Raw genomic sequence first — 26433 nt, 5'->3', positions numbered from 1 at the left:
TTTTTATCCTATTGTTATTGTATATTACGCGTTAATACTATTAACAAGCGCTTGCATTATGAGTACAACAGAAGCTGCACCAGGATCTTTATGTCCAATGCTACGCTCACCAAGGTAGCTGGCTCGTCCTTTTCTTGCTTGCATAGGAATAGTTTTTTCAGCTGCTTGTTGAGCTGAGGCGTAAGCCTGTGTTATCGCTTCTTTTATAGTTAAGTTTTGTTGATTAGCGTGTTTTAAGCTATCAATCACTGCCCACCAAACATCGCACATAGTTTTATCATTAGGTTCGGCTTTACCTCTACTAACAATACCTTCAACACCATCTGTTATCATTTCAGTGAATTGGGCTAAATTTAGATATTGGCGTGATATCGTCGGTTTTGCTGCTCGAATAAAAAAGGTACCAAATAAAGGACCACTCGCCCCACCTACATTAGAGAGCAGTACCATGCCTGTATTTTTAAGAATAAAACCGATGTCTTTATCTTCAAATTCTGGTAATTTTTCTGCGACTTTTTTAAAACCCCTATTCATATTTAATCCATGGTCAGCATCCCCAATTTCACGGTCTAGATCGGTCAGATAATCACTATTTTGTTCAAAAAGTTCGGCACATTGTTGTAGCCAAAGAATAATTTGCTGATTTGTTAATGTCATTTTTTATTCCTTTTTAATCTTTATTAAATCGGCTAGTTAACCATTGCAGGCGTAGATACTGTGGCATCCCATAGAGTGAGTAATTCATCATCTACTTTTAATAGGGTAATGGAGATGCCTGACATATCTAATGAAGTGCAATAAGAGCCAATTAAGGTGCGTTCGATGGATAAGCCAAACTTTTCACAACATTCAGTGAGACGATGATAAACGCCGTGAAGTTCAGATAAAGGTGTAGCACCAAGATTGTTCACTAGAGCAATAACATGATCACCGGGTTGTAGGGGATATTTAACTTGAACTTCTTCGACCCAGTCGCCTTTATTTCGATCCCATTGTCGAATGGTGCGCTGATAATGACCATTTTCAATCAAGGTATTGAACATGGCATCTACAGTATCGTTTAGTGAAGTAAACTTCCGGCGATCAATGCCTGGTTCACCATGAATTCCCACGCCAAATTCCATTTCATTTTCAGGAAGAGTAAAAGAGGGTTTTCCCGCTGCTGGAACAGTACAAGCTGCTAACGCAATGCCAATTGAAAAACCATTATTGTTAATCTGATGACCTAGTTTAACCAGTTCATCTAAAGCGTCACCGCGCTCAGCCGCAGCACCAAGTAGCTTTTCCATTAATACCGTATTCGCTACACCACGACGTCCTGCTGTATATAAGCTGTCTTTCACCGCAACATCATCATCAACTAAAACAGAGGCAATTTTGACACCATCATCATGTAGAAGCTCAGTTGCTGTTTCAAAATTGAGCACATCACCCGTGTAGTTTTTAACAATCATTAATACGCCTTCACCGCTATCAATGGCTTTAGCACATTCATACATTTTATCTGGAGTGGGGGATGTGAATATCTCACCAGGGCAAGCACCATCTAACATGCCTTTACCTACAAATCCGGCATGCATAGGTTCATGACCACTGCCGCCGCCAGATAACAGAGCCACTTTTCCTTTTATGGGAGCATCCTGACGCGTGACATAAAAAAGAGAGGGATGTAATTTGATTTCAGGATGAGCTTTTGCAAAACCTTGCAACTGTTCAGATAAAACATCATCAACATGATTAATAAGTTTTTTCATCTTAACGCTCCATTTGAAATGTGGTTTAGCCTAAAAGTGGAAAAATAAATTCTCCATATTAGGTCTTGTGCTTTTTTGATTAGAGACTGGATAACATCATGACTTTTTTAGCAAAACAGCCGAGCTGCTTGTAATAAACATAAGAATTATTTTTCGTTTGGGTTAAAAATGAATCTACATCATTTATGTTTTTATAAGAACATGATAGTCAATTAACCTGCCAAAATGGGAGCAAGATCATAAAAAAAGAAGAGAAGGGAGTTAGTGAGAGAAATTAAACGCCTTGTAATAGTGCTAAAGCTTTTTCTCGTTGCTCTGGTGACAAGTTTTTTATCACACTTAACAATAGTGCATCTTTGTTTTTTGCACTGGGCATTAATGTATGGCTAAAAGTGAGATTTAAAACAAAAGTGTGCCCACATTCAGGATCGCTGCATGCACAATAGAGATCGGATAACTCTTTGTGTTTTCTGTTACTTTTTTTAACCATCGCTTTTTCATTACATTCAGGACAAAAAATTGTTAATACACGCATGTTATTTTTCTCTTTTTTTATTCACCACGAGTTAGATCCTATTTTAGCTAAATTTTGTATTATAACCAGATAATTATTGTTTTTTTATATATTCATTTGTTTTCAATTACTAAAACATAGTTTAAACAAGTTTGTTTGTTTTCAATATTGTGAATATTTCGGTTAAATTCGGTTAATGGCGTTTAACCGATATTAACCGAACAACCTTACTGGCATAAAATACAAACTTTATAGATAATAACTCCACATTAAATCACTCATAAAGATTCCCAACATATTGAATTTATTTGTAATTTAATTTGTTTCTTTGATGGTTGTGTGATGTGAGATAGAAAATGGATAGCCTATCTTAAATTAACAAGGAATTTAGTAGGAATATAACTTTATAGATAATTGTCTGTCATAAAGGGCATTGTGTATATTCCAAAATAAAAGGAACTTGGATTATCTCAATAGCAGTTATCTATTTCGTCGCATAAGGATGTGATTGGCTACAAATTCCGTACAGACTATCTTATTGATACAGGGAGGTAAGGGTTCTTTTTACGGTTTTAAATACTGTAACCAGATACGAGGTATATTCATGGATGAATATGATCACACACTGATATCGTTAGTTATCGTTGGGGCCTTTATTGCTTTAGGGAAAATGTTAGTTGCCAATGAAACTATCACGTTACGCTTATTTATAGGCAGAATTATTTTAGGCTCGGCAGTTTCTGTTGTTGCTGGTGCATTGCTTATCTTATGGCCGGGTATTAATCCTATCGCGGTGTTGGGAATTGGTTCTGCGCTGGGAATTGCGGGCTATCAGTTAGTTGAAATCTGGTTACGTAAACGTGGTAACCAACTGTTCTCAGGGAAGGGAAAAGATGACACTAAGTGATAAGCAGCAACAATTTACTGTTATGGTGGCTAAGCTAATTTTATGGGCTCAATCTAATGGATATGGATTAACCTTTGGCGAAGCTTATCGAACGGCGCAGCAATCTCAATGGAATGCAAAAAATGGAAAAGGAATTCGGCAAAGTTTGCACACTCAACGATTAGCGATAGATTTTAATCTCTTTATCAATGGGGTGTATCAAACACAAAGTGAGGCTTATCGTCCTTTAGGGGAATATTGGTGCTCATTAGGTGGAACTTGGGGAGGGCATTTTTCTTACCCCGATGGTAATCATTTTAGTCTTGAACACCAAGGTATTCGGTGATTTTTCTAGTATTAACGCGATATGCAAGGATTGCACTGTTGGCGTTGAGTAAGGAAATAAGCTAAGGATGGCATCAAGACAGCAGTACGTTAAAACAATGGATGTTGATAACGGCAATAGAAGAGCAGATGCATAAGGATATGCGTCTGCTCTTCAACCTATTTTTAGTGAACGTCAGGACCCGTCCATTCGGCAAATACATTTACGTAGCCACTGGCTTCTACTACGCCTAACCAATCTTCACCTTCCAATGAAAATAGCGAAACACCTTCATCCATTGGAAACGAGAGCTGTAAATCGGTGCGGTAAAAAGAACCTTCTGACTGATAAGGTTCAGGCCATGTAGTTTGTGCCCATAATGCATCTTTAAGATCTACAGGAGCATTATTACAGGCACTTCTTGCTGATATTTTTTGCCCATTTTGACTGGTATAAGAAAGATAAGCTGAAAATGGTACGTTTATCTTTTTATCTTTTGAGGTAAACAAGCAATAAGGCTGACCTCTAATGGTAGTTTGTGGGCCTTCAACCGATGCGGTGATTTTATCAGCTTGACGAAATGCACTCGTGGTAATGATGTAATCGAAGATGAGAGGAGGGGCTTTATTTCCCACTTTCCCTTCACGATAAGGTTTATTGACTAAGTCTTTAGAAACAATACTCACACCATAATCACGTGGCTTAATAATAATGGTATTAGAGGGCGTAAATTCATAAAAGCCAGACTGAGGTACTGCTGTATTGGTAAAACTAAAAGTAAATAAGTCCTGACTTTTTGATAAATCTACGTTTCTTTGAATTAACTTTTTAAGAAAGCTCTTTTTAAAGTGAACGTAAACACCCCCATCACCTATTTTCATTAATAAAGGTACAGATGTTGTAGATGAATAATAGTAAAGAGGCGCTACACCTGCGGAAGAAAGGTAAATATCAGACGGAGCAGGTGTGAATTTTAATGTTGCTGTATCGACTTTCATCGATAAATACATGCTCGAGAATGCAGAACCTGAAAAGTTATAATCAACCATTTTGCAAATAACTTCATCTTTACCTAAATCACAAAATTTAGATCCTAAACCTAATATTGCATTACCTTCGCTATCAACAAAAATCTCTTGTAAGGCATTGGTGGATTTTAATTTGATATGTCCTTCTTTGGTGATGGCAAAACTTTGTTCATAAACAGTCCCTTTAACAGAACGACAAGTTTCACCTAATGAAGGGTTATAATCTTTTTTGGTATAACAGGAAAAATAGTTAAAAAGCTCTACTGCGCCAATAGGAAGTTGTCGTATATACTGATAAAAAGAGTCAGAAAAAACACCACGAGGAATACCTGCTTCACCACCGTGGGTATTCATATAAGCACGGTACATACCATCATTTAGCATCTGTTGAGGTCTTTGCACACCATCAGCAGGACAATCTTTATAGGTTCTCCAACAACGGTTACCAATAAATGGCATTTTAATGGGGGAGTTTTCTAACCAAATATCAAAGTAATTATAGAGAGGAATAGAACCTCCATATCCCATATAGCCCAAGCTGAGTTGGTTAGTTGCACTGTATTTGGTAAATACGTTAGCGCCACTAAAACGTGGGTCAGTGGTTTTAGGTGTAATGAAATATTCATTATCAATATTGTTTTCAATAAACACGATGCTGTTTTTATAGGTAACAGCACTATAAGAAAATGTAGAAAAGAGAGTCAGCATTAAAAATAGGCAAGCTTTTAACATAACATTGTTTCCTTTAATCTCGACTCGCTAAAATAGTTTGAGGGTCACAAATAATATCCCCTACCCATAACACGCCACGGGCTGAAGAAAGATCAAGCTCTGCCTCACAGATTTGTTTGTCGTCTTGTTGCAATGAAATTACTGGATAACGCTTATCAACGTCCATCGCAAATTGCCCTTGAGTATCGGTTTGTGTACGTCCAATGTGGTTACGCACTTGTGCACTGGCTAACAATTTTCCATCAGGGGTTTTTAAGCGGCCAAATACGGTGACCATTTGTTTTAATTCTGGTTGATGAACTGCGACGTTACCAGGATAAAGCACCACATTTTTCACTCTGCCAGAGGCGATATCAAAACTGTCTTCACTATTTTTATCATTCAGTAATTCAATTTTATAAGTGCCATAAGGCGATAACGGAATAAAGTTATTATTACCAGAAAGAATAAAGCGTTGACCATTCACATTAGCCGCAATATTCCCTTTGCCATCAATACCTGTTTTTACAATCACACCAGCATTTTCTTGTTTGCCACTGGCGGAGAAATTCATATCGCTGTATGCAAATGAGCCTCTGGCGGTTAATGTGGTATTGAGTCGGTCATTACTTGGGCGATTCATGGTTAAGGTACCGGCGCTATATTTCGTATCAAACATGCCATAGCCATTCACAGCAAAATCGCTATCTGCACCGTCTTTATCATGTAAAAGTGTTGAAACAGAAAGCCCTGCACTGCGAATAGCCGAGTCTTCAAAGTTTTTCGAGGCAGAAAGTTCGCCACGGACGTTACCATTGCTCGAAGAAACCCCCGCACTGAGCCAAGTGGCTAACGGTAATGAGAAATCGAGGGTGATATATTTTTCATTGGTGCTGTTTTGGTTATCGTAATGATAACGCTGAACACCGGCACGTAAACTCATTGAACCATAACGACCGGTGTATAAAGAGGTTGAATATTCAAAGCTTTTTGATTTGTTTTGGTCACGTAAATCTTTGGTATAAGAATAAGTAATTGAGCCTGCGTATTCCCAAAATTGCGTGAAATTCAGCGTGGTACCAAAAGAGTAGTTATTGGAATCATACATTGGGAAATCATCTTTCATGCTTCCTCGTTCTTTATTGACCCACAATGAACCCAAGCTTTTGGGTAAAGAATATGCCGCGGTTAAAATATTACGATGACTACCATCTTTGGCGATCATCGATTGCCAGCTGGTGGATAAAGTATCGGTTAATTGCAGATTCGTATTGCTTTCTAAAACAGCAATATTATCAAAAGCATAGGTCGAAGCCTGTAAATTTAGCCCAGAGAATACCCCTAATGTTACGGAGCCAGCTCCCCCAACTAACCATGTGTTATCGCCATTGCTGGTCGTGTATTCATTATTATTTTTTCTAACGCGTTTTTTATAATCAACATAACCAGAAAACAGCTCCCAACGAAATTGATTCAGTGTGGCGCCACGCATATTGTAGGATTTATTCACGGTTTGGCGCTGTTTTGAACGCACTTTACCGTCAATAACCACTTCAACATCCACCTCATAAATACCAAAAGAAAGCTGTGAAGTATCTACTTCGAAGCTCCCCATTGGGAAATTTTGAATGCTGACTAATTTGCCATCGCGATAAACGCGTACTTCACCTGCACTAGGTAAGAATACGGTGATCGGTGTGAGTGAAAGTTGAGAATTACTGATCTTTGATGAGGCGTTATTACCGTAGCTTATCCCATACACTTTGCTGCTATTAAGTGCTGACATACTGGCGAGTGATTGCAGATTCCAAGTATTTAATAGACCAAAAGCCAAACGGCGGCCATTAAAATCACGTTCAAACATCGCGCGATAAAAATCAAAGCTTTGATTAGCGGTGCCCAAACCGTAAGCGGTTGCGCTGAGGTTTAAGTGGTTTTCTGCAAAACTTACAATACTATCAATAGATAAGTAACTGTTGGTATTGTCTTTTTGACTTTTAAGTTGATTGTTGTAAACCCCTAAATCGTACGTTGTAACAGCAGAAACATTTCTAACCGTTGATTCTCCCAACATTTCAGTACGGGCTTTTACTTGCGTTGCAAGGCCCGCCTCATTGACGTCCAATGTCATGATAAAGGAGTTTAAATCAAAATTAATCGAAGCATCAGGAGAGAGGACAATTTTACTGCTCTGATCAAATTGCTTATCTTTCAGATCACTTAATAATTGAATCACATTTTCGTTGATCGAAGCAATTTGTGTATCATCAGCATCAAAGGTCGGTGTAACGGAACTAATCGCAATATTATTATCTTTTAGTACCACGAGGGCATCGGCAATTTTATTACGGCTTTGCTCTTCCAACACAGATTGCTGTGAAAGATCGTAGCGTAAGTAAACGGGGATTGTCATCCCCTCTTCCAAGGCAGTGGCGAAGACACTCGGAATAATATACTGACCAATCTTTAAATTGGTTTGGCTATATGTATTCTCAGACAATAGGCATATAGCAATACCCAGTGCCACCATGGATTTACGCACAAGTAATCCTTATAAAAATAAAAAATAAAATTAATTCACAATGATAAAGTCTTCTTTATGCCAAATACCGACTGTGGCTTTCTTACTTTGCACATCGACTTGTTGTAATTTCACTCCTAAGCCAGGCATCACGTAGTAGCGTTCATTGCAACGATTGTTTTCATTACGTGTGACGGCATTGGGCATGCAATCCCCGGTGGCTACAGTACGAAATGCACTATTACCGGTGTTATAGACTACGCGTTTTTCTTTATCGAAACGGTAGCTGAAATTTTCTTGGCGAGGCGCGACCACTAATATGGTACTGATAGTGGCAGAGGTCGTCGCGGTGGCTGATTTTTTATTTTGGGTTGATCCATCTTCAGTGACGGGATCATCACGCCAAACTAAACGGTAATAACGTTCTTGATTGTCAGCGGGACCTTTATAAAAGATCTTAAAACTCTCAGTGGTTTTACCCGGTAAAATTAAATTAGCCGGAGAAGAAAGTAGTTCGTTATTGTCCATCGGAATAACTTGACCATTTTCTAATGGCGATGAAACTCGCTCAATAGATAAGCCAACTAAACGCGCTTGATCGACATTATTTTCAATTTCTTTAGCTAGGATCGTTTGGTCAGAGGTCATCATTTCAGTAATGGCCCCAACATGAATAGCTGCTGCGAAATGACTATAAAAAAATAAAGGACTCAAACACGCTAATATTATTTTTTTCATCACGAATCCTTCAGGGAGAGCGAATATTCGCTCATCCCTTATTGCATTAATAAAATACGTTAGTTGATTTATAACTTATGGAGCTTTAGTGAAGTCACCTTCCCAAGTTGCAGTGAATTGCACTTTTACATCGCCATCCCAGTAACCATCAGCTAAATCAGCAAATTTAGCGTCAGCACCGGCGACTTTTGCCGAAGCGATATTGAAAGCAAATTGGCCTTGACCACTAACACGGTCTTTACCGTTGTAAGCACCGTCTTGTGCTAAGAAGTCCAGACCTGCTGTGGTACCAGCAGCAACGTCAACCATAGTGGTATCTGTTGTTTTGCTTAATTCAGCACCATTCCATTTAACGCCAACTGTTAATTCGCTGTCATCTGCAGCACGAGTTAAAGTGTCGCTGATGATTTTTGAAGTTAATTTAAAATCAGTTGCTTTTTCTTGACCTTGGATTGTGATATCGAAAGCACCATCTTGAGTGTTAAAGCTTTTAATACCTTCAGCGTAATTAAAAGTTAATGATTTTAATGGTGTTACAACTAACATACTTTGAGTATCTTTAATTGCTTTTGCATCCCATGAAGCAACAGCTTGGGCTTTACGAGTGTCTGCTTGAGCAAGGGTAGTCGCACCCATAATAGCAACAGCAAGAACGGCTAATGTCAGCTTTTTCATACAGTATCCTTTAATGATTATCTATAATAGAGCGGGTATCTTTCAAGCAATTAAAGCAGAAAGAAATTTTTATTTATGTTTAATTAATAATGAAAAACACATCTTTAAAATGAATTAATAGCAAATGATTCAGCTTAAAGATTAAGTGTCTAATAAATTAGATTTTATATTCCAGTTATGACGTAAAATTTATTAATTTATATTTTCTCGATATTCTTTATAAGAAAGTAAGTGGAGTTAATACATCCATTACTTTGAAATTAAAAATTAAGACTGGGTTTTTATTACTAATTAAAATACTTATTTTTTACTCTTAATGAGAGTACGGAGGCTAATTTAACGAATAAATATAAGATTTTGCATAAGAATATTCTCATAGGTTTTTATGCTCACAAAATGAAACATAAGAAATATTTATGTTTTATTGTGTTTTTTTATTAAATTAAGGGTTTTTTGATTGGTTTTGTTTAGTTTTTATTATGTCTTTCTGCGTGTGTACTGGTGTAAGTAAACTTAAATTTGTGTTTGTTTGGATTTATATTTCTATTATCTTCTATTTTTTTATATTAAATACTGATTTTTGACTTTTAATGAACCAATTACAAATGATTAAATAGGTTTTCTATCATTAGATATATTAATTCCTATAAAGATAATCTTAATAAGACCTTAATTACGTATTTATTCTTATTGGTGTTTATATATTAGTGATTGAAACAGTAGTTATTATTAACTCAAGTGAGATTGTTATGTGTTTAAATATATTTTAGAAAGGTAAAAATAAGATCTTATTTATTTTATGATCCAGAACAATCATGTTAAATAAATGTAAATAAAAGGTTGCTTGTTATATATTTATTTTCTTGGTGAGTCTAAATTAAATTTAATATAGTTATTGTTGTTATACGTTATTAGTTTTTATTTTTAATGTATTTTTGTTTTTTTATATAATTTAATAACCGTTGTTTCATTTTTTCATTATTTTTTATCAAAAAAACATTTATTATAAAAATCCTTTAATTAAATATTGATTTGTATAATTATTTTTCTGTTATGACTGTCTAATACGTTACTAAATAAACTTAAATATTTTGCTGTTAAACTTTCTATTTGAATAATTTCAATACTTAACTTGTGTTAACTTTGCTTGATTGAGATAGCGTTTGGCTAAAAAGTTTATCTTTGCTTCAAAGTGATATCGTTGTCATTGCACTGATATTAGTATTTGCAATTAGCGTGTTTAATTAGCAATAATGCAAGCTTTGATACTATTTAGGGCTAATCAGTTGCCCTTGTATATCAGCAATACCGATACTTGCGATACAACCTGCATTAAATTGTAAATAGTCGTCTTCAATACCATCAGAGAAAATAATGCCATTTTCTGGCATTAGCGATTCCAATTCTAAAGGCGAATTTGCATCAATAGTGCCAAAAGTAAGGGCGATGCCAGTTGTTTTACTTGGAAAGGGCTCTCTGACACTAAATTGTAGTTTTTTATCTCCCCAACTAAATCCTTGTAAAAAAGGATGGGAGGTGCTGCCTGTAATCGCCATCGCGCCCGCTAAAATAGACTGAAACCAGCCTGTTGAGCCTAATCCAGTTGAAACAATAATCCCTGAAGATGACTGTGCTTCTTTCGCACCTTCCCATTGCAAAATATAACGCGCTGAAGTGTGGCTTTTAGGACCAATAAAGAGGTCATTTACTGCTAATAATGATTGGCCATCGTTAGTTGTTGCTTGGGCAAAAGTGACGGCTTTAAAAGGCATTTTCTCATTTAGCGTATTAATAACAGTTTGTTTTAGTTGTCCAATTTCAAATGGTAAGAGTTTGCCATCCCAACGTGATGGGTCTGGATTTATGGCAATAACTGGCTGTCCTGTAAGATATTTTAGTGTGTTAGCCACAAGCCCATCTTGACCAATGACGACCACAATATCGTGAGCAGCGAATTGATAGCTAGGTAATAACGTTCTTTCCAATAATTGAAAGCGACCAAATGATTTGAGAATTAATTCCGCTTCAGTTAATTGCTTTTGATACAAATTATGTTCGTTGAGGTAATCCTTTACCTCAACATTGTTATGTTCTAAATAAAACTTGGCTTGTGACCAAGTGTTAAAGCGTTCAATTAATTCCTGTAGACGGCTTTTGCGCATCACCAGCACAAATCTAACTTCTTTATTGTTTTCCATTATTTGTTTCCTTTTTTCATAAATTGGCTGAAGAGGTCAGGGGTAATATTTAATTCACCAATTTTTCCTGAATTAAGCGCTAAGGTTTCAAATGCCATTGCCATTAATTGCTGAGAATCCATTTTGGCTAATGCCATGGCTTTTAGATTTTCAACGGGTAATTCACGATAAGCACGCATTGTTGCCTCAATGGCATAGGCATCGGCTTGTGATTGTGTGCGTTGGTTTTCAGCACTTAAAGCGACTAATTCTTTACGCTTGGCTTCTGCATTGACTTTGGCTTCTAATCGCTCTTTTTCAATTTCAGCTTGTTCACGTAATAGCGCACGCTCGTTTTCTAATCGTGCTTCTTCGATTTCTTGTCTTTTACGTTGTACCGATAAGTCGGTTTCTAGCTCAGCTTCTTTAATGGTGCGTTCTTGTTCTACTGAAAATTTACGGCGTGCATAAATAGCGTCATCCGCTTCTTTAAGTAGCGATTCTCTTGCTTGGGCTTCTAATGCTTTTAAGGTTTCTGGTGAAGGTGTAATTGCCGCAATAGAGACATCAAGAATAGCTATTCCTAATGCATCTAATGACGGATGCTGTACAAGTTGTGACATCACAAAAGAGACTAAAGATTGACTCAACAACAAGGCTTCTCGTAGTGGAGTACTTTGAATTTTTGCTTGAATTAAAGTTTGAGCGATACGTACCACACGATCACTGAGCTTTAGTGGATCTTCAGAGGCATACGATTTGCCATTTTTACTTAAGTTAAAATTGAGTACTTCAGCCGCTTTTTCAGGTTCTTTCACTTGAAAAGAGATCTGTCCTTGAATGCGTAAACCTTGGTAGTCCGCAGTTTGAAAATTAAAGATAAAAGGGGCTTCTTGTGCGTTTAAAGGTAATGCTGCAATTGAGGTAGTCGCGGCGTTATACCAAAAACTCAGTCCTTTACCTTGCTGGCGAATTTTGCCGTTAACTGATTTGATAATAAAGGTTGATGAATCTGCTTTGAAATAATTTAAGTTAAACATAGTACGTCTCCAATTAGTGTCCTTATGACAATAACTGCATTGTGTCTTATAGACACTATCATTGTCAACAGATTTAGTGTCTTTATGACAAAATTTGATTTTCCAACATTTCGCTCTAAAATAGAGGCATCTTTTTTTAATAAAGCTGACACCATGAATGAGCAACATTTTTTAGCCAGTTATAACCGTCGTGATTTTTTATCTCCGCTTATCACCGTTGATGCGGTGTTATTTACTTATCATGAAGAGATGTTAAAGGTGCTGGTGGTTAAAAGAGGTGATCACCCTGAAAAAGGGAAATGGGGATTACCTGGTGGGTTTGTCGATGAAGCTCAAGATAGTTGTTTAGAAGATACAGTATTGCGTAAGTTAAAAGAGAAAACGGGTGTTACGCCCCCTTATATTGAACAACTCTGTGCTGTCGGTAATAGTCAGCGTGATGCAAGAGGGTGGTCGGTGACCGTGTGTTATACCGCGTTAATTGCGCATCAAGCATGTGAAACTCATATTGAATCGGTAGATAGCGTTATGTGGCTACCTATAGATGACGTTGCTCAAAAAACATTAGCGTTTGATCATAATGAATTAGTTGATCAAGCAAGAGAGCGCTTGAAACAGAAATCACTCTATTCGATAGTACCTGGTTTTGCATTACCTGAAGTGTTTACCTTGCCCGAATTACAGCATGTACATGAGATTTTAATTGGTAAAGCTATCCAGAAAAAATCATTCCGTAGGCGTATTGAACAAGCAGATTTATTGATTGATACCGGTGAAAAACGTGCTGAAAGAGGACGCCCCGCAAGTCTTTATCGACTAAAAGAGGCGTCAGCAGATTATCGTTTTATTCGTAATCTTGAGTTTTAATCAGTAAGTTGTTTTACAAAATAGTTGGCGCCATCGCGTATGGCGTCATCAGCGATTTTCATCATACGAGAGTAATGTAAAAAGGCATGTAATGTGCCGGAATACATTTTATATTCACAAGGTAAATGGTGGGCTTCTAGAGTTTTAAATAGTGTAATGCTGTCATCAATTAACGGATCATATTGTGCCCCAGCAATAAAACAAGGAGGAATATCGTAAGTTAAGTCATTGTTAAATAAACAGTAATAAGGGGAATTTCTATTGCCCAATGCAGTTAAATAGGCGTTGTCGTACTCTTCTAAATCTTGTTGGCGTAAGCCATCCCATTCACCACCATAAAGTCGGCGGCTGGTGGAATCGCGTAATCCATATAAGCCATACCACAGCAAAGCTGCACAAATATTGCCACAGTGAATGTTGTTATCTCGTAACCAGAGTACAACAGCAAGAGATAACATGGCGCCCGCCGAATCGCCCGCAAAACCAATATTTGACATGTTTATGTCATACTTTTGTGCCTCTTGATGGTAAAACTGACAAATTTGCGCTGATTCTTCAATTGCTTGTGGATAATATGCTTCTGGTGATAATGAATAATCGATACCAATAACCGTACATCCGCTATAACGTGCGAGTAAACGCATAATCCGATCATGAGTATCTAAGTTACCTAAAATAAAGCCCCCACCGTGAAGATAAAATAGTGTTGCTGGTGTTTTTTCTACAGGTTTATAAATACGAGTTAACACTTGTCCATAAGATGTGCTAACTGAAATATCGTTTATGCTAAACATTTCAGGTGCATCGGCATTCCAATAACGTCTATCTTGGTTATAAGCAAGACGCATAGCGGGGTAATCGTTACTTTCAGGCGCTGGCTGCGGATTATCTGCATAAAATTGCATGACTTGCTGCATTTCTGGCGAAATAAGTTCTAGCACATTGATTTTATTTTTAGTTTTCATTAATGCCTCCAATTATCACTGTGCGGTATTGTAAATAATGGAGCTTAATAAACTGGGATCTTGGTAGCCAATATTGAATATTTGCCCATAACTGAGCATGGATGAGTAGAAAATGTGATTTATCTTTTATTTAAGAAAATAGCTAAAATATGACAGATTAGATAATTTTTCTTAACTAAATAATCAATTGAAAATAAAAATAATTATTAGAAGTGTTAATGTATATAAATCTTATATCTGATTTTAAAAGAAGAAGAATGAAAACTAAATTTATCATTTTTAGCTTAGTCAGTAGCATTTTTTTATTTGCTGATTACACCATTCAAACCGCTCAAGCTAATGCACTTGAGACACGACTAAAAGCGCAATCTGATACGCAAAAACCGATACAAAAGGAATTTGATAAACTGAGCGAGGAAAAACCGCAAGCTTTATCACAGCAACTTCCTTATTATCCCGCGCGAGCTAAAGAAGCAAAAATTGAAGGTAGCCTAGAGATTAAGTTTGATGTTGATGAGAATGGGCAAGTACAAAATATTCGAATGTTAGATACCCCTTTAGTGAATGTTTTTGGTTTGTCGCTTATTCATGCTATGGAACACTGGCGTTATGAAACCGGAAAACCTATTAGTGATTTAAAAATGATAATAGAGTTCAAATTATCGAATAGAAACTAATTTCTTAACAAAAGCAGTGTGAAATCACATGAATAAAAAGAGAATAACCCTTTATTAATAATAGGATTATTCTCTAATTATCGTTAATTTGACACTAACTGTACCACAACAAGCCTTCCACCTTCCTCGGCAGATAAAACAAATTGCAGCCCATCAGTTAGAGCAATTTTATCCCCTACTGGGATTGGCTTTTTCTCTGGTAATACCATTAATCCATCAATACGTTCGTTAACTAGCCACCAGGTTGAGTTGTGATAAACAAAGTAACCCACGCGTTTTTTTTGTTCATCTGTAGTGCGCTCATTGGGGGCGATAAGGCGATTAACGTGCCACGGAAAGAGAGACTGATTGCTCCATACCATTAAGCGGTGGTCGTCAGGTCTAAAACTACCGGCTTTACGTGAGGAGTAGAGATTTAAAATCGGTAATTGGCCTTTATAAGGTGTGTGGCAATAAGGGCAAACGGGATGTGTTTTTCCAGAGAAAACATACCATTGCTGTTCGCAATCGTTATTTTGACAGGGCTGAACTAAATCTACCGTTTTTACCAGTGCGGTTTCCCATTCATCTGCTGTTGGGCGTTGGGTTGGGTCGTGTAATCCCGTGATAAAGGCTCTTTCAAACAGCGGCGTTAAATAAGGACCCATAATGGTGTAAGGGATTTTTTGTGGATCAGCCCAAGGCAGAGAAGAAGGTCTCACTTGATTTAATTTTACTGCGTTACTTTTATCTGTAGGGTGTTCAATAAAAAGCGCTTTTTCCCCCATAGAAAGGGTTTCATCTCGCATTTCATCGTCAAGATCGTGAATTTTACCACCACGTAATGGGTGGCGATAAAATAGATACATATAAATCAATACAGCAAGCGCATGTCTGTCTGTTGAGATACTGGGCAATATGCGGTTAGGATCTTCTTTTGGTAAATGGCTGGTTTCCACTACTTCTGGTGCAATAAAATCAGGCGTTCCTACTACATCTGGTGGGTATTTTCCGGGAACGACCAATCCATCAATATCGATAACACACGCATGACCCTGCTCAGGATCGATAAGCACATTTTTATAGCTAAGATCACTGTGACATAAGCCCGCAGCGTGCATTCGGCGTACAGCACGAGCAAGTAATAAACAGACTTTAAGGTAATTCAACATATTGCCGCGTTCACGAGGATCGAGAAATTTATTCTGGTTATTGGCACTCGCAAACCATTTGCCTTCTTTTTCTCGGCCTTTTATCGCCAGAAAGTCGTTATTTTTAGAGCCATATTTAAAGAAGAAATGCGATTGATAAGTTGGGACAACAATACCAATTTTACCTTGATGCTCTACTACATCGGTAGGCCAGCAAAAGAGATTTTTCCAATAATCGCCCCCGCTTTGTTCGAATATATTATGACGATATGAACTGGTTATCATATCGATACGATCTTTTGCCTGCGCATTTTGTTGTGTTTTATAAAAGGCGACAACATAGGTTTTATCAGGGGAAAAATAGACATCTTTCATTGATCCAGAGCCAATGATTTCATTTACATACTGGATTGTTTTTCCACTTTGCGTTGTACAGGTAATGATATCTGCCATAAAAATCACCAATTCTCTTGTTTAAATGATCACCAAGCCACAATAATGGTGCGGTCATCGTGATTACCTGCGGAAAAGAAATTTAACCACTCTACAAGCGCTTTATCTGCATTTTCAGGTATCGCTAAACAAGGTGATATTTCATTAACTAATGCTGTCCATTTATCCGTGTTTTTTAAACCGTTGTCGGTTTCAAAATAGGGATCTGAAACACCGTCTGTCATTAAAATAAGATGAGAAACATCAGTCCATTTACCAATCATAATGCGCAGATTAAAGGCATTATCATTAATTGCGCTATCATCTAGAAAACGAGTTTGTCCAGCATATTCACCACTGTCAGGCACGCCTAATAAGCGCACATTACCAGTAGGACTAAATGCAGCAATAGCGCCATCACCCATCCAGAATGAAGCAGCAAAAATAGCATCATCAATCTGTAAAGAAACAGTCGCTAATAACGTGGTAGAAAAAGATTTTACTGGTTCATTAACGCGGATAGCTTCGTTTTTTAAGTGATTAACGGCGAGCTGTGAAGCATTGTGAAAAAGACGAGAAAAAAAGTTTCCAACTTGTTTTTTCTCATCTTTATTATCCCATTGATGAATAATTTTAAGATAAGGCGCTAACGCTGGGTTTTTATCAACCTTGAGCTGTTCTTGTAGATATTCACTCACAATATTGGTGACAATACGTGAGCCTTCTCGAGAATAGCGCGCACTACCTGCACCATCAGCGACAATTAAAATATTCCATTTACTTTGCTTGTCGTGGTGAATATAAAAGTCATCATCGCGAAATGTTCCTGCATGTTCGTGAGAGCGTCCACGACGGCTGGCTGCGGCAATACTTATGCCATCTTCAATAATAACTTTGCTATCAATATGTTTTTTAGGATACGGGCTATCGGCTGGTGGTTCGTTAATTTTCCATAAACTACGAGGATCAGGATTAATAATGAGTAAGATCTCGTTACTGTAGTGCTCTTGTTCAGAAATCCAATTTACAGTTAGTGTAAAATTACCGCTTTTAGTCGGCATTCCCGTTAACGATTGGGTTTTAGGATCAAAGTGAATACCGAGATCATCAGGGATTAAAATAGATCCTATTTCTGCGTTTTTATGGGTATCTAGCGTTATTCCAACAGTAGAATTAAATTCAGTGCCGACTTTGGCATTTGAAATCGTAATTTGTGCAATTGGTTTGCGAACCAAAGGTTTTTTAGTTAGCAAAGACGAGGCGTTTTGTGGAATTTGACCAGGTTTTAATGTGGTCGTTTCTTCCGTTGTTATTTTATTTATTTCAACTGCTTCAATGTTAGCTATAACTTCTGTTTCTATTTTGGGCATAGTTTCTTGTGCTGGTGGTAAAAGCAGAAGTAACAGAGGATCTTCATTTTTTTGTGTATTATTTTTTTCTTGTGAGTCTTCTGCTTTTATTTTGATTTGCATAGCAATAGCATTGATAGCCTGAGCTAATTCAATATCTTCATACAGTGCAATAAGCATCTCTTCTGATAATGGCAGACGATATTGTGTAATAACGCTATCAATAAGCAGTTTGGTTAGTGTGGCTGTTTTATCCATTAGCCTTTACCTCGTGTTACATCAAAATCAGATTGGTTGCTGTTGTCATTAAAGGTAATTGTATTATCGCACCAAGGGCAAATAACGGTTTCTGGCCCATTAACACAAAGTAGTTTTCCACATTGACAGACTGCAAATGCCGTTGCATTACCGCAATAAGGACAGCTCGGCGTACCGTGTAATTCACTGGTATTTACTTGGTATGTAGTTGCGCTGTGATCACTCCAAGTAAAATAATCTTCATTAAGTGGATAGCAACCCGTTAAGTTAAAACCATTTAAATTAAGTTTAAAATCGAGACCTGAAGAAGCCATTGGTGGGCGTTCATATTTCATTAAATAAGCTGAGCGGGTTTGATTACAGCGACCAACAAAAGTGACACAGGATTCATCATAAGCGCGAGCAATATCATCTTTGGCTAAACGAACAATATGTTCTGTTTTACTTAAAAGTGGTGGCGCTTCTTCGCCAACACTACGGCTATGAGAAACCACGGACATGGTTATCCACTTAATAAAACGAGTAAAATCACCTTCTTGTGCTTCAGTAAATAACAATACGTTTTCTGTTAATTGCGATAGCACATGTAGGTCGGCGCTGGATCCTAATCCAATAGCAATAAGATTAACTCTGTTGGCGTACTTTTCTTTCCAACGTGTGATTTCTTGTGCGTAATCATCAGTAGGACGACCATCAGTAAGAAGATAAACAACGGGTTTCCAATCACCTTTTTGCTCTGTTGTAGTTTTTTTAACTTGAGTTTCAATTTGGTGTGATAATTCTCTTAATGCGCTACCTAAAGAAGTTCCACCCCCAAGAGGTAATTGTGGTGGATAAAAAGAGACAACTTCTGTCAGTGGCACAATAGTTTTAGCCATTCCAGCAAAGGCAATAACAGATACCCAAGCAGTTTCTAGTGCATGAGGATCTTTTCTGAGATCACTAATAATCGTTGTTAGACCATCATTCATCTTTTTTAGATTTTCGCCTATCATCGATTCTGAGCAATCAAGTACAAAAAAAATCGGTAGCCTTCTCATCGTTATACCTTATGTTCTTTTATCAGAGCGTTTTATCGTTATTAAAGTATTGCTTTTATGCGCAAGAAAATATGAAACTTAACAAAACGAGCACATAAAAATAAAGCAAAGCGCAGTAAAGACGCTTTGCTTTGTTTGATTACAATACCAATTGAATTTCAGGTGGCGGCGGCGGTAGGGTGTCTTTGTTATCTGTATTTACACCTGCACTTGAACTTCCTGATGCCACACTCGCTGATACCCACTTAAAAAAGCCTGAAAATGCATTAGAATCTAAGGTTTCTAATGCCACAACTTGAGAAGTTAATGCTTTTAAATGGTCATGCTTTGCTTTTGGGCCTACAGCACAAGCAATAATAGAACCAAACGAGCGTTTTTTAACTTCTTTGATTGCTTCACCATAAGCGTAAGAGTCTGACGGTGTGCCATCCGTCATTAAGAAAACCAGTGGACGCCAATCGCCTTTTTGGTCACCGTTGGAACGTTTAATGTCACGATCAACGCATTTGATTAAGCATTCCAGTGCCGCCCCTGTAAAGGTGCCACCAGAGCTAGGAACGGTGATATCAGAAAATTGAAAATCCTCTAATGCTGTCATTGGAATAAATTCACGAGCTTCATTATCGTAAGTAATAATTGAGATATGTACGCTCTCTAATGCATAAGGATCTTGCCTTAATGCATTAAGCATAGTTTGTATGCCTACGTTAACCGCATGAATAGATTCGCCTCTCATTGAACCTGATGTATCAATAAGAAGATAAACCGGTAATCTTCTCATTTAGGTGAAATCCTTTAAGTAAGAAACAAAGCTATCTGAACTTGAAGGTTCACCAATGGCGTTAAGTTTCCAACCGCTCTCTTCTCTGACTAATTCAGCGAAAAGCATTGAGCGTTGATTATTAAAGGCTTCTCCACCGGATAGATCAAAACGCGCCATTTCTATATTTTTGGCATCGACAGCACGAATAAAAGCATTTTGCACTTTACCAAAGTGTTGTTGCAGCTCTTTGCCATTATAAATCTGAACAATAAAGACGATTTTGGTAAATTTATCATCAAGGGTATTGAGCTTAACAATAATTTGTTCATCATCGCCATCACCCGCACCGGTGCGGTTATCACCCGTTAGCCAGATTTGTCCTGATTTATGTTTTAAGCTATTAAAGAAAATAATATCGCCATTGACTAGAGAAGGTTGGCCACCTTCAATTTGACCCAGATCGTTAACTTTGCCATTAGCACCACACAAAAATGCGATAACGTCTAAATCATACTCTTCACTTTTCTTACCAAAAAGCCCGCCAAGAAACCCACGTTTTTCTTCGTTGATATCCCAACCTAAGCCAATGGTGACAGATGAAAGGTCATATTCATTTTTCTTTAAACTAATACCTTGTCCTTTTTTTAAACTGACAGACATATTCATTCCTTTTTAAAGTACAACATTAACCTCTGGAGGCGGTGGCGGTAAGTCATCAAGATTGCTGATATCTTTTTTGCTGAGATCAACTTTCTGACTACCTACGGAAATACTGGCAGAAACCCACTTAAAGAATGACTTTATGGTTGTGGGATCTGCGGTATCTAACTGCAATACAATTTCGGTAATATTTTTAAGAATATCGGTTTGAGCAGCTTGCCCAGCAGCACATGCAATGACAACTCCTGTTCGTGCTGTTTTGAATTTTTCTATGCCTTTTTTCCACTCATCTGTGGGTGCGCCATCTGTCATGATAAACACGATAGGTCGCCAATCACCTTTGGTTTCAGCTGTGGTTTTCTGTACTTCACGCTCAATGCAGTTTGTTAGTAATGTTAATGCTTCACCAAGGGCTGTAGTGCCACTTGCAGTTAATTCTGGTGATTTAAAATTGATGATATCAGTAAGTGGTACTACTTGTTGCGCAGATGAATTAAAAGTAATGATTGAAACATAAGCTGTTTCTAACGCGTAAGGGTCTTGGCGCAATGTTGATAAGAGCATTTCAACGCCATTTTTGACTGCTTCTATGGGAGCGCCATACATAGAGCCGGAGGTATCAAGCAAAAGGTAAACTGGCAATCTTCTCATGCATTTATCCTGTTATTTAGATAGGAATACGCATTAATATACTAATTGATTCACGTATCCTTTCAATTGAGATTATGCTTAGTTTAATTTAAATAAGGTAAAAAGGCAGTGATGACTATCCAATATTATTAATCTGAAATAAGATCCTATAAAAAGAAAGATAAAAATAATATTAAACTAAAATCTGCTTTTTTCTGTTTTATTGATACTCATTTTTTGAGTATTTAATAAAGGGAGCTGTTAATTTAATCTAAATTAGGATATAAAAAATCAGAAAAAAAACACAAAACAATAAAAATAAAGATTTTAGACTAAATTTCTTATTTTTCATTATGTTGTATGTGATTAACTAAAATAATAGCATTCTATTATAATAATTAATATTTGATGAGTATCATTATTTATATTTAATTAATTATTTTTTATAATAAGGTGTTAATTGAGTTTTAATATAAGATATTTAAAAATAATCAATGACTAGTTAATAATAATTATAAAATAACTTGATATTTAGAGGGGGTTTAAATATCAAGTTTATCAAATGAACAGATAATGAATAACTATTTTTCTTTTTGTGATGCAGCAAGGATTAAGTGTTCAATATAGTTATCAACTAATAATTCAACTGCTTCGCTTCGTGTTGAGTCATTTAAATGTGATAGCCTATCTATTTTACGTAATGCTGACATTTTTAATGATAATGAAACAGATTTTTTCTTATCTTTATCGAGATAAACACGACTAGCCATTTCATGGTGACGCAGCTCTTCATGTGCAGATAGTGCTTCTCGCATACGGCGTAATGTTTTGTTATCAAGCTGTCCGCGCTCAGTCATTTGATAAGCACGAGAGGATTTACTGTATTTTATTTCAGCACCATAGGAGTCTCTTATCTCTTTTAATACACGAGTGAGCGTAGGCTCTGAACATTCAAGAGCTGAAATAATTTTAATTGTTGGAACCTTTTTCCCTGGGCTTAAAAGCGTTGCCAGTGTAAAGACTCTGACCTGACGAGTGCTTAGTTGCATGCTTAGTTACCACTTATCTGTAATTCGTATGTTAAAACATTCAGACATTATTATCTGATATTCTTATGTTCTTTATTTAAGAATAATTTGAAATAAGTCATATGTTAAATATAGTATAAAATAATAAGTAAAGTGAAAAAATATATTATTTTTAACATTACAACATAAAAGAATATTGCTCTTTTATTGAGCTATAACTAAAGAATAAAACTTTAGTTATAGCGGTGTAAGTAAAAAATATTCAAAATAAATATCAACAACAAAATATATTTTAAATATTAAACGTAATATTAATAGCGATAAAAATTAATATCACGTGACATTAAAGCGCTGAGCATTATTTTGTTGATTAGGCATAATGCCATAAATTTTTGCTCTTGTTAAAACACTTAGCGCCCAGCGACGATGTGTTGCGGGTTCGCACATTGCACCTTGAGATTTAAACACCGCTTGTGTGGAGTTTAATATACGTAATGCATCTGAGTGATCCGATTGAGAAACCATTAATGCTTGCTCAATTTTGTGGATCTGTTTTGGATGAATTGCCGTTTTACCAACAAGGCCATTGGCGATATCAAGTGCGAGCTCTTTATCCATAATTTGGTGATCATCAATATGTTCGCAAACAGGTGCTGTTAGTGCAAACTGACGAGCACCAAATACAGCCACTAGCATTTTTATGACATATCCCATCGGGCCATCGTAAAGTGTTAAATGACGATTTCTTCTCAGGGAAATCACATTCATTAAGTCATTTCCACCAATACGCAAAGCAATAATTCGATTGTGACAAGGATGAGTAAGTAGCAAATTTGCCAGCTCAGTCATTTGAATAACATCAAATACTTCTTCAGTTTCAAGGGTTGGCATCATACACAAATGCGTGTTTTCCATGATGTCCCACCAAACGGGTAGCGACGCTTGAGTAAATTTAGGCAATACAAAACCATCAATAGCGCTGAGGTCTAAATTATCAGTGATCCATTGGCCCATTTCGGTATGACGAGGGCGAATAAAAAGCAGTGGCCAATGGCTGCAATCACTGTTTTTCTTGTTTTGTGCCAAGGTGTTTAACAGCGTTTTTAAATTCTGTAATGCAACAGGAATATCTGCTTCACTTACCGCATCTTCTAAACAGATGATAAGTGAGCGTAATCCTGCAATTTTTTGATTAATAACAGTCTGTGCAATGTCAGTACGAGTTGCTGGCATATAGAGTGTTGCCCCTAAATTCCAAGGGGATAATCGTTCAATCATTATTTCACCTTTTTAATGATAGTCACTGCACGATATTGTCCGATAGCATCTCCAGCTTCGATAACAGCGATATTTTTTTCCTGAGCGAGATAAACCAGCAGGGCAACATCGGGATCTGTTATTTTTCTCACTAAAACATGATCGGGTACACGGCGTAATACGGCGCGTGTGGCTTCAGCAATACCGGGTTTTATACGATTGATATTTGAAATATCATATTTTTTTGCAAGTGAACTAACGACGTTTTCGCTAAGTTTTTTTAAATCTGACTGTTGTTCTTTGAAAGTCGCAATATCCACATTTGGGATATCAAGCTTATCAATAGATTTGGCTACTGTATCGACTAGATAGCGGCTGCACTCATATTGTTTTAGGTGTTGGCAGTTTACAAAACCATGAAAACCTTGTTGAGTCCAAATTGAGCGTGAAATCAAACCGGAAACAGGTGCCCCCATAATACCAAAAGGGATTAGCCAATCTTCATCGCTAGCGCTTAACCATGCGCAGCCACAAGGGTCAGCTAATACGACTAATCGGGGTTGAGCTGGGTAGCCTTCTCTTCCTGATAGTGAACGAATTAACTCACCGGTGATTGCACCTTTTCCCGTCCAACCATCAACGAAAACAATACCTTGCGTACCGTGACGTTCTTCTATCCACGAAAGCGCTTGGGTATCAATGCCTCTATCTCTAATGATGCTGATGCCATAGTGATAAGAGTTTTTGCCCATTTTACGGAGCGTTTGTTGCAGCATAACCCCTAAAGGCACGCCAGCACGCACTAAACTAGTTAAAATAATGGGTGTATCACCAAAGCGCTGGATTAACGCTTTCGCTAACATAACCACTTCATTGGCTAAACGAGAGGCTCCCGTTTCAAGTGCTTTTTCAAACAGATCTAAATGCCACTGAGTCGGCTCTGGCTCTTGACTTAACATATCGGAATAGTGAAGTTTACCTGATTGAATCAGTTCTTCTTTTATTTCAACAGGGGTCATTTCAATATTGACGGGTTGCAGTAAAAAATCGACATCACCCGATAAATAAGAGCCTGAAAAAGGCTTATGATCCATCATGGTTGTTCTCCAAAAATTTTGCTATTAATGGCATCCGCAAACTGACTTTGACGCGGCATACCAAACCAGCTACATAATTTCATAAAGCGATGGTCACTTAAGCTATCACCTAAACCAATAACAGGAAAAATACCTCGCTCAGCTTTTAATTTATTGAGCAAATAAGTGACCGCTTTCCCTTTTTCTATTGGTTCAGGTAGCCACGCAATATTGTTACTGTTGCGATGAATATAAAAGCCATCGGTTGAGAGGGTTTCTTCTAACTCATCACCTATAGCATTCAATTCATCGAGTTTTGTGCTGTCATTATGTTTCATCACTAAATAAATAGGTAAATCACCATATTCATAGTTAATTCGTGCCCAACCATCGATTTGACGTTTTGCCATTACATCAGTAATAAATTTTTGCAAGGTAAGTAAGCGTTGAGTATAAGCCGAAAGATGCTGAGTAATCATAGCTTGCCACTGCTTATCTGCTTTACCTTCAGGGGTTAATATGACGGCTCCATGAGTGGTTATCGACCAAGAATGGAACGGAATAGAAACACGGCTGATTTCTTCTGTACCACGTGCGGTAACGGGAATTAAATCAGCGTGTTCCAGTAACCAATTTACTAACATGGCTTGTTCTTCAGTCATAAAACTTCGAGGTTGTAAGCTTCGATCAAGCGCACCAGTTTGATAAGGCTCTAAATTAAGTTCATCAACCATTTTGCGACGCGTTTGAAATAGTGTGTCGTCTAAGTCAGAAAAAATAACCGGTTTAGTCATAACTTAGCACCTCGACAATAGGCGCAACTTTTTGTAGTGCATTAATAAGCTGAGGATCTACGCTCTCTGTTGGCGTTTCGCAGCAAAGAATTATGCGATCAAATTGCTGGTGAGCAACGTTATACACAAAATTAGGAATACCTAAACCATAGTTATCTGTAAATGTAATTGCTGACTGAATAGCAAAATTGGTTGCAATTGGTGAGCGTGTCGTTGAGCTATATTTCACTGATGCACCTTGTCTTTCAAGACGTTCTGCGAGTAAGAATGGTTCCCATACAAACTCGCCAGATCCCAAAACAAGAATTTCTTCATCTTCTGATGCTTGAACAGATGTACCTAAATCATTTGCTGGCGTTGTCATTCCTAAACGTCCCCAGCTCTGTTTTCCAGTAATAGTGACATGGCCAGATGCGGTCACATTTACATTCGGCATTATTGGTAACGGCGCATCAGGGTTGGCTTCCCAGAGCCATTTTCCTTGTACTAATGAAATAGTTTTTACGGGTAATGGTGAACGCTGTGCGATAGCGTTTTCACTCCAATCGGTCAGTGTAACTGTGATAACCTGTTTTATCTGGCATAGGCCGCCATCTTCGCGTAGTGCAGAAAGCAAATTGATAAAGGTATTACCAGTGGTCGCTTCATCATCAATTAATACAACAGTTTGCGCTTGCTGCACCCATTGACGTTGCTGTGTATTTTGCGGTAAATAGAGCAAGTGATCAGTGGCATGGCTGTGATTTTCTTTAAACTCACACAGTAAATCAGCATGATCAATTGGATGACGAGTTGATGTTAAGTACACCGCATTGTTATAACGATTTCTGACTTCATCAAAAATGCCAGCACCAAGGCCAACTGCTGTTTCTGCCATACCAATAAAAAGCACTGGGCCTTCAAGAGTGTCAGGAAATTGTCTAGCAATTTTTTGGTAAACACTGCGCATGGTGTTAGGTGAAACTGGAATATGACGACCTAATACTTTACTTACAAAAAGGAAAGCACGTTTAGGATTGCGTCTTTCAGCAATATCAAATAACTCATCAAGTAACTCTATTGGGCAGTTTGGCGTTACGCTTAATGTGCCACAGGTAAGATGACGACGGTAAACTAAAGGGTCAGTCATGCTATTCAT

General features: G+C 37.4%; 25 protein-coding genes. 4 read left to right on the top strand and 21 right to left on the bottom strand.

The annotated features are described in order from the left end of the window. Positions 1 to 24: 24 nt before the first annotated feature. The 3 genes from dhaL to PH4a_RS04240 all read right to left on the bottom strand — a co-directional run bounded on the left by dhaL (position 25) and on the right by PH4a_RS04240 (position 2289). A complete protein-coding gene (gene dhaL, locus PH4a_RS04250) occupies positions 25 to 657 on the bottom strand; it encodes a dihydroxyacetone kinase subunit DhaL (RefSeq protein WP_129038002.1) in 633 nt (210 codons plus the stop codon). A gap of 32 nt (positions 658 to 689) precedes the next feature. After that, the gene (gene dhaK, locus PH4a_RS04245; protein WP_129038000.1) at positions 690 to 1754 is read right to left on the bottom strand and encodes a dihydroxyacetone kinase subunit DhaK; all 1065 of its coding nucleotides are present in this window, start codon (positions 1752 to 1754) and stop codon (positions 690 to 692) included. 274 nt (positions 1755 to 2028) lie between these two features. Further along, positions 2029 to 2289, bottom strand: coding sequence for an Ogr/Delta-like zinc finger protein (locus PH4a_RS04240; RefSeq protein WP_129037998.1), 261 nt, complete (start codon positions 2287 to 2289; stop codon positions 2029 to 2031). Between the two features lie 583 nt (positions 2290 to 2872). Between PH4a_RS04240 and PH4a_RS04235 the strand changes: the two genes are divergently transcribed. After that, on the top strand, positions 2873 to 3175 hold the full coding sequence (locus PH4a_RS04235; RefSeq protein WP_129037996.1) for a phage holin family protein: 303 nt from the start codon (positions 2873 to 2875) through the stop codon (positions 3173 to 3175). After that, the gene (locus PH4a_RS04230) at positions 3162 to 3500 is read left to right on the top strand and encodes a M15 family metallopeptidase (RefSeq protein ID WP_064721083.1); all 339 of its coding nucleotides are present in this window, start codon (positions 3162 to 3164) and stop codon (positions 3498 to 3500) included. Before PH4a_RS04235 ends, PH4a_RS04230 begins: the two co-directional genes overlap by 14 nt. Positions 3501 to 3664: 164 nt before the next feature. Here the strand turns inward: PH4a_RS04230 and PH4a_RS04225 are convergent, their stop codons facing one another. The 6 genes from PH4a_RS04225 to PH4a_RS04200 form a co-directional block, all read right to left on the bottom strand. Beyond that, on the bottom strand, positions 3665 to 5239 hold the full coding sequence (locus PH4a_RS04225) for a fimbrial protein (protein WP_129037994.1): 1575 nt from the start codon (positions 5237 to 5239) through the stop codon (positions 3665 to 3667). A gap of 13 nt (positions 5240 to 5252) precedes the next feature. Next, a complete protein-coding gene (locus tag PH4a_RS04220) occupies positions 5253 to 7760 on the bottom strand; it encodes a CS1-pili formation C-terminal domain-containing protein (protein ID WP_129037992.1) in 2508 nt (835 codons plus the stop codon). Between the two features lie 30 nt (positions 7761 to 7790). Then, positions 7791 to 8477, bottom strand: coding sequence for an EcpB family pilus assembly chaperone (locus PH4a_RS04215; protein WP_064721080.1), 687 nt, complete (start codon positions 8475 to 8477; stop codon positions 7791 to 7793). A gap of 75 nt (positions 8478 to 8552) precedes the next feature. Next, positions 8553 to 9152, bottom strand: coding sequence for a common pilus major fimbrillin subunit EcpA (ecpA, locus tag PH4a_RS04210; RefSeq protein WP_129037990.1), 600 nt, complete (start codon positions 9150 to 9152; stop codon positions 8553 to 8555). A 1268-nt stretch (positions 9153 to 10420) separates the two neighbouring features. Continuing rightward, positions 10421 to 11350 (bottom strand): diacylglycerol kinase catalytic domain-containing protein, encoded by a 930-nt coding sequence (locus tag PH4a_RS04205; protein WP_129037988.1) that lies wholly within the window; start codon positions 11348 to 11350, stop codon positions 10421 to 10423. After that, entirely contained in the window at positions 11350 to 12369 is a 1020-nt protein-coding gene (locus tag PH4a_RS04200) for an SPFH domain-containing protein (protein ID WP_064721077.1), read from the bottom strand. The genes PH4a_RS04205 and PH4a_RS04200 overlap by 1 nt, the downstream gene beginning before the upstream one ends. A gap of 153 nt (positions 12370 to 12522) precedes the next feature. Here PH4a_RS04200 and PH4a_RS04195 point away from each other — a divergent pair, with 153 nt between their 5' ends. Next, positions 12523 to 13236 carry an NUDIX hydrolase gene (locus PH4a_RS04195; protein ID WP_129041792.1) on the top strand — a complete coding sequence of 238 codons (714 nt, stop codon included), beginning with the start codon at positions 12523 to 12525 and terminating at the stop codon, positions 13234 to 13236. On the opposite strand, the gene aes is transcribed toward PH4a_RS04195, so the two are convergent. Beyond that, entirely contained in the window at positions 13233 to 14201 is a 969-nt protein-coding gene (gene aes / locus PH4a_RS04190; RefSeq protein WP_129037986.1) for an acetyl esterase, read from the bottom strand. The genes PH4a_RS04195 and aes overlap by 4 nt on opposite strands. A 257-nt stretch (positions 14202 to 14458) precedes the next feature. Here aes and PH4a_RS04185 point away from each other — a divergent pair, with 257 nt between their 5' ends. Next, positions 14459 to 14878 (top strand): TonB family protein, encoded by a 420-nt coding sequence (locus tag PH4a_RS04185; RefSeq protein ID WP_164971523.1) that lies wholly within the window; start codon positions 14459 to 14461, stop codon positions 14876 to 14878. An 83-nt stretch (positions 14879 to 14961) separates the two neighbouring features. Here the strand turns inward: PH4a_RS04185 and PH4a_RS04180 are convergent, their stop codons facing one another. The 11 genes from PH4a_RS04180 to PH4a_RS04130 all read right to left on the bottom strand — a co-directional run bounded on the left by PH4a_RS04180 (position 14962) and on the right by PH4a_RS04130 (position 26433). Beyond that, positions 14962 to 16461, bottom strand: a complete 1500-nt coding sequence (locus PH4a_RS04180; protein WP_129037982.1) for a helix-hairpin-helix domain-containing protein — start codon at positions 16459 to 16461, stop codon at positions 14962 to 14964. Positions 16462 to 16490: 29 nt separating this feature from the next. Continuing rightward, a complete protein-coding gene (locus PH4a_RS04175; RefSeq protein WP_129037980.1) occupies positions 16491 to 18047 on the bottom strand; it encodes a PP2C family serine/threonine-protein phosphatase in 1557 nt (518 codons plus the stop codon). Then, positions 18047 to 19087: a TerY-C metal binding domain-containing protein gene (locus tag PH4a_RS04170; RefSeq protein ID WP_129037978.1), complete on the bottom strand. Its 1041-nt coding sequence runs from the start codon at positions 19085 to 19087 to the stop codon at positions 18047 to 18049. The genes PH4a_RS04175 and PH4a_RS04170 overlap by 1 nt, the downstream gene beginning before the upstream one ends. Before the next feature lie 139 nt (positions 19088 to 19226). Further along, positions 19227 to 19868 (bottom strand): vWA domain-containing protein, encoded by a 642-nt coding sequence (locus tag PH4a_RS04165; RefSeq protein WP_129037976.1) that lies wholly within the window; start codon positions 19866 to 19868, stop codon positions 19227 to 19229. Further along, entirely contained in the window at positions 19869 to 20510 is a 642-nt protein-coding gene (locus PH4a_RS04160; protein ID WP_129037974.1) for a TerD family protein, read from the bottom strand. A gap of 12 nt (positions 20511 to 20522) precedes the next feature. After that, entirely contained in the window at positions 20523 to 21161 is a 639-nt protein-coding gene (locus tag PH4a_RS04155; RefSeq protein ID WP_129037972.1) for a vWA domain-containing protein, read from the bottom strand. Between the two features lie 560 nt (positions 21162 to 21721). Further along, on the bottom strand, positions 21722 to 22189 hold the full coding sequence (locus PH4a_RS04150) for a hypothetical protein (RefSeq protein ID WP_064721068.1): 468 nt from the start codon (positions 22187 to 22189) through the stop codon (positions 21722 to 21724). A gap of 312 nt (positions 22190 to 22501) precedes the next feature. Continuing rightward, the gene (locus PH4a_RS04145; protein ID WP_129037970.1) at positions 22502 to 23446 is read right to left on the bottom strand and encodes an HpcH/HpaI aldolase/citrate lyase family protein; all 945 of its coding nucleotides are present in this window, start codon (positions 23444 to 23446) and stop codon (positions 22502 to 22504) included. Next, positions 23446 to 24522: a cysteine protease StiP family protein gene (locus PH4a_RS04140; RefSeq protein ID WP_129037968.1), complete on the bottom strand. Its 1077-nt coding sequence runs from the start codon at positions 24520 to 24522 to the stop codon at positions 23446 to 23448. The genes PH4a_RS04145 and PH4a_RS04140 overlap by 1 nt, the downstream gene beginning before the upstream one ends. After that, positions 24519 to 25295, bottom strand: coding sequence for an HAD family hydrolase (locus PH4a_RS04135; protein WP_129037966.1), 777 nt, complete (start codon positions 25293 to 25295; stop codon positions 24519 to 24521). Before PH4a_RS04135 ends, PH4a_RS04140 begins: the two co-directional genes overlap by 4 nt. Then, positions 25288 to 26433 carry a phosphoribosyltransferase domain-containing protein gene (locus PH4a_RS04130; protein ID WP_129037964.1) on the bottom strand — a complete coding sequence of 382 codons (1146 nt, stop codon included), beginning with the start codon at positions 26431 to 26433 and terminating at the stop codon, positions 25288 to 25290. Before PH4a_RS04130 ends, PH4a_RS04135 begins: the two co-directional genes overlap by 8 nt.

The sequence above is a fragment of the Proteus hauseri genome (assembly GCF_004116975.1).
GTDB classification, from domain to species: domain Bacteria; phylum Pseudomonadota; class Gammaproteobacteria; order Enterobacterales; family Enterobacteriaceae; genus Proteus; species Proteus hauseri.
Note: the sequence above shows the minus strand (reverse complement) of the source record. Positions and strands in the feature narration are given on the sequence as shown.

What these genes read in the sequence shown, in the direction of transcription:
- PH4a_RS04140 (WP_129037968.1), bottom strand. Translation starts at nt 24,522, where the DNA reads ATGATGGATCATAAGCCTTTTTCAGGCTCTTATTTATCGGGTGATGTC.
- PH4a_RS04205 (WP_129037988.1), bottom strand. Translation starts at nt 11,350, where the DNA reads ATGGAAAACAATAAAGAAGTTAGATTTGTGCTGGTGATGCGCAAAAGC.
- PH4a_RS04135 (WP_129037966.1), bottom strand. Translation starts at nt 25,295, where the DNA reads ATGACTAAACCGGTTATTTTTTCTGACTTAGACGACACACTATTTCAA.
- PH4a_RS04185 (WP_164971523.1), top strand. Translation starts at nt 14,459, where the DNA reads ATGAAAACTAAATTTATCATTTTTAGCTTAGTCAGTAGCATTTTTTTA.
- PH4a_RS04170 (WP_129037978.1), bottom strand. Translation starts at nt 19,087, where the DNA reads ATGAGAAGGCTACCGATTTTTTTTGTACTTGATTGCTCAGAATCGATG.
- ecpA (WP_129037990.1), bottom strand. Translation starts at nt 9,152, where the DNA reads ATGAAAAAGCTGACATTAGCCGTTCTTGCTGTTGCTATTATGGGTGCG.
- PH4a_RS04160 (WP_129037974.1), bottom strand. Translation starts at nt 20,510, where the DNA reads ATGTCTGTCAGTTTAAAAAAAGGACAAGGTATTAGTTTAAAGAAAAAT.
- PH4a_RS04200 (WP_064721077.1), bottom strand. Translation starts at nt 12,369, where the DNA reads ATGTTTAACTTAAATTATTTCAAAGCAGATTCATCAACCTTTATTATC.
- PH4a_RS04165 (WP_129037976.1), bottom strand. Translation starts at nt 19,868, where the DNA reads ATGAGAAGATTACCGGTTTATCTTCTTATTGATACATCAGGTTCAATG.
- PH4a_RS04240 (WP_129037998.1), bottom strand. Translation starts at nt 2,289, where the DNA reads ATGCGTGTATTAACAATTTTTTGTCCTGAATGTAATGAAAAAGCGATG.
- PH4a_RS04230 (WP_064721083.1), top strand. Translation starts at nt 3,162, where the DNA reads ATGACACTAAGTGATAAGCAGCAACAATTTACTGTTATGGTGGCTAAG.
- PH4a_RS04150 (WP_064721068.1), bottom strand. Translation starts at nt 22,189, where the DNA reads ATGCAACTAAGCACTCGTCAGGTCAGAGTCTTTACACTGGCAACGCTT.
- PH4a_RS04145 (WP_129037970.1), bottom strand. Translation starts at nt 23,446, where the DNA reads ATGATTGAACGATTATCCCCTTGGAATTTAGGGGCAACACTCTATATG.
- dhaK (WP_129038000.1), bottom strand. Translation starts at nt 1,754, where the DNA reads ATGAAAAAACTTATTAATCATGTTGATGATGTTTTATCTGAACAGTTG.
- PH4a_RS04175 (WP_129037980.1), bottom strand. Translation starts at nt 18,047, where the DNA reads ATGGATAAAACAGCCACACTAACCAAACTGCTTATTGATAGCGTTATT.
- PH4a_RS04215 (WP_064721080.1), bottom strand. Translation starts at nt 8,477, where the DNA reads ATGAAAAAAATAATATTAGCGTGTTTGAGTCCTTTATTTTTTTATAGT.
- PH4a_RS04180 (WP_129037982.1), bottom strand. Translation starts at nt 16,461, where the DNA reads ATGGCAGATATCATTACCTGTACAACGCAAAGTGGAAAAACAATCCAG.
- PH4a_RS04225 (WP_129037994.1), bottom strand. Translation starts at nt 5,239, where the DNA reads ATGTTAAAAGCTTGCCTATTTTTAATGCTGACTCTCTTTTCTACATTT.
- PH4a_RS04235 (WP_129037996.1), top strand. Translation starts at nt 2,873, where the DNA reads ATGGATGAATATGATCACACACTGATATCGTTAGTTATCGTTGGGGCC.
- PH4a_RS04130 (WP_129037964.1), bottom strand. Translation starts at nt 26,433, where the DNA reads ATGAATAGCATGACTGACCCTTTAGTTTACCGTCGTCATCTTACCTGT.
- PH4a_RS04195 (WP_129041792.1), top strand. Translation starts at nt 12,523, where the DNA reads ATGAATGAGCAACATTTTTTAGCCAGTTATAACCGTCGTGATTTTTTA.
- PH4a_RS04155 (WP_129037972.1), bottom strand. Translation starts at nt 21,161, where the DNA reads ATGAGAAGATTGCCAGTTTACCTTTTGCTTGATACCTCCGGCTCTATG.
- aes (WP_129037986.1), bottom strand. Translation starts at nt 14,201, where the DNA reads ATGAAAACTAAAAATAAAATCAATGTGCTAGAACTTATTTCGCCAGAA.
- dhaL (WP_129038002.1), bottom strand. Translation starts at nt 657, where the DNA reads ATGACATTAACAAATCAGCAAATTATTCTTTGGCTACAACAATGTGCC.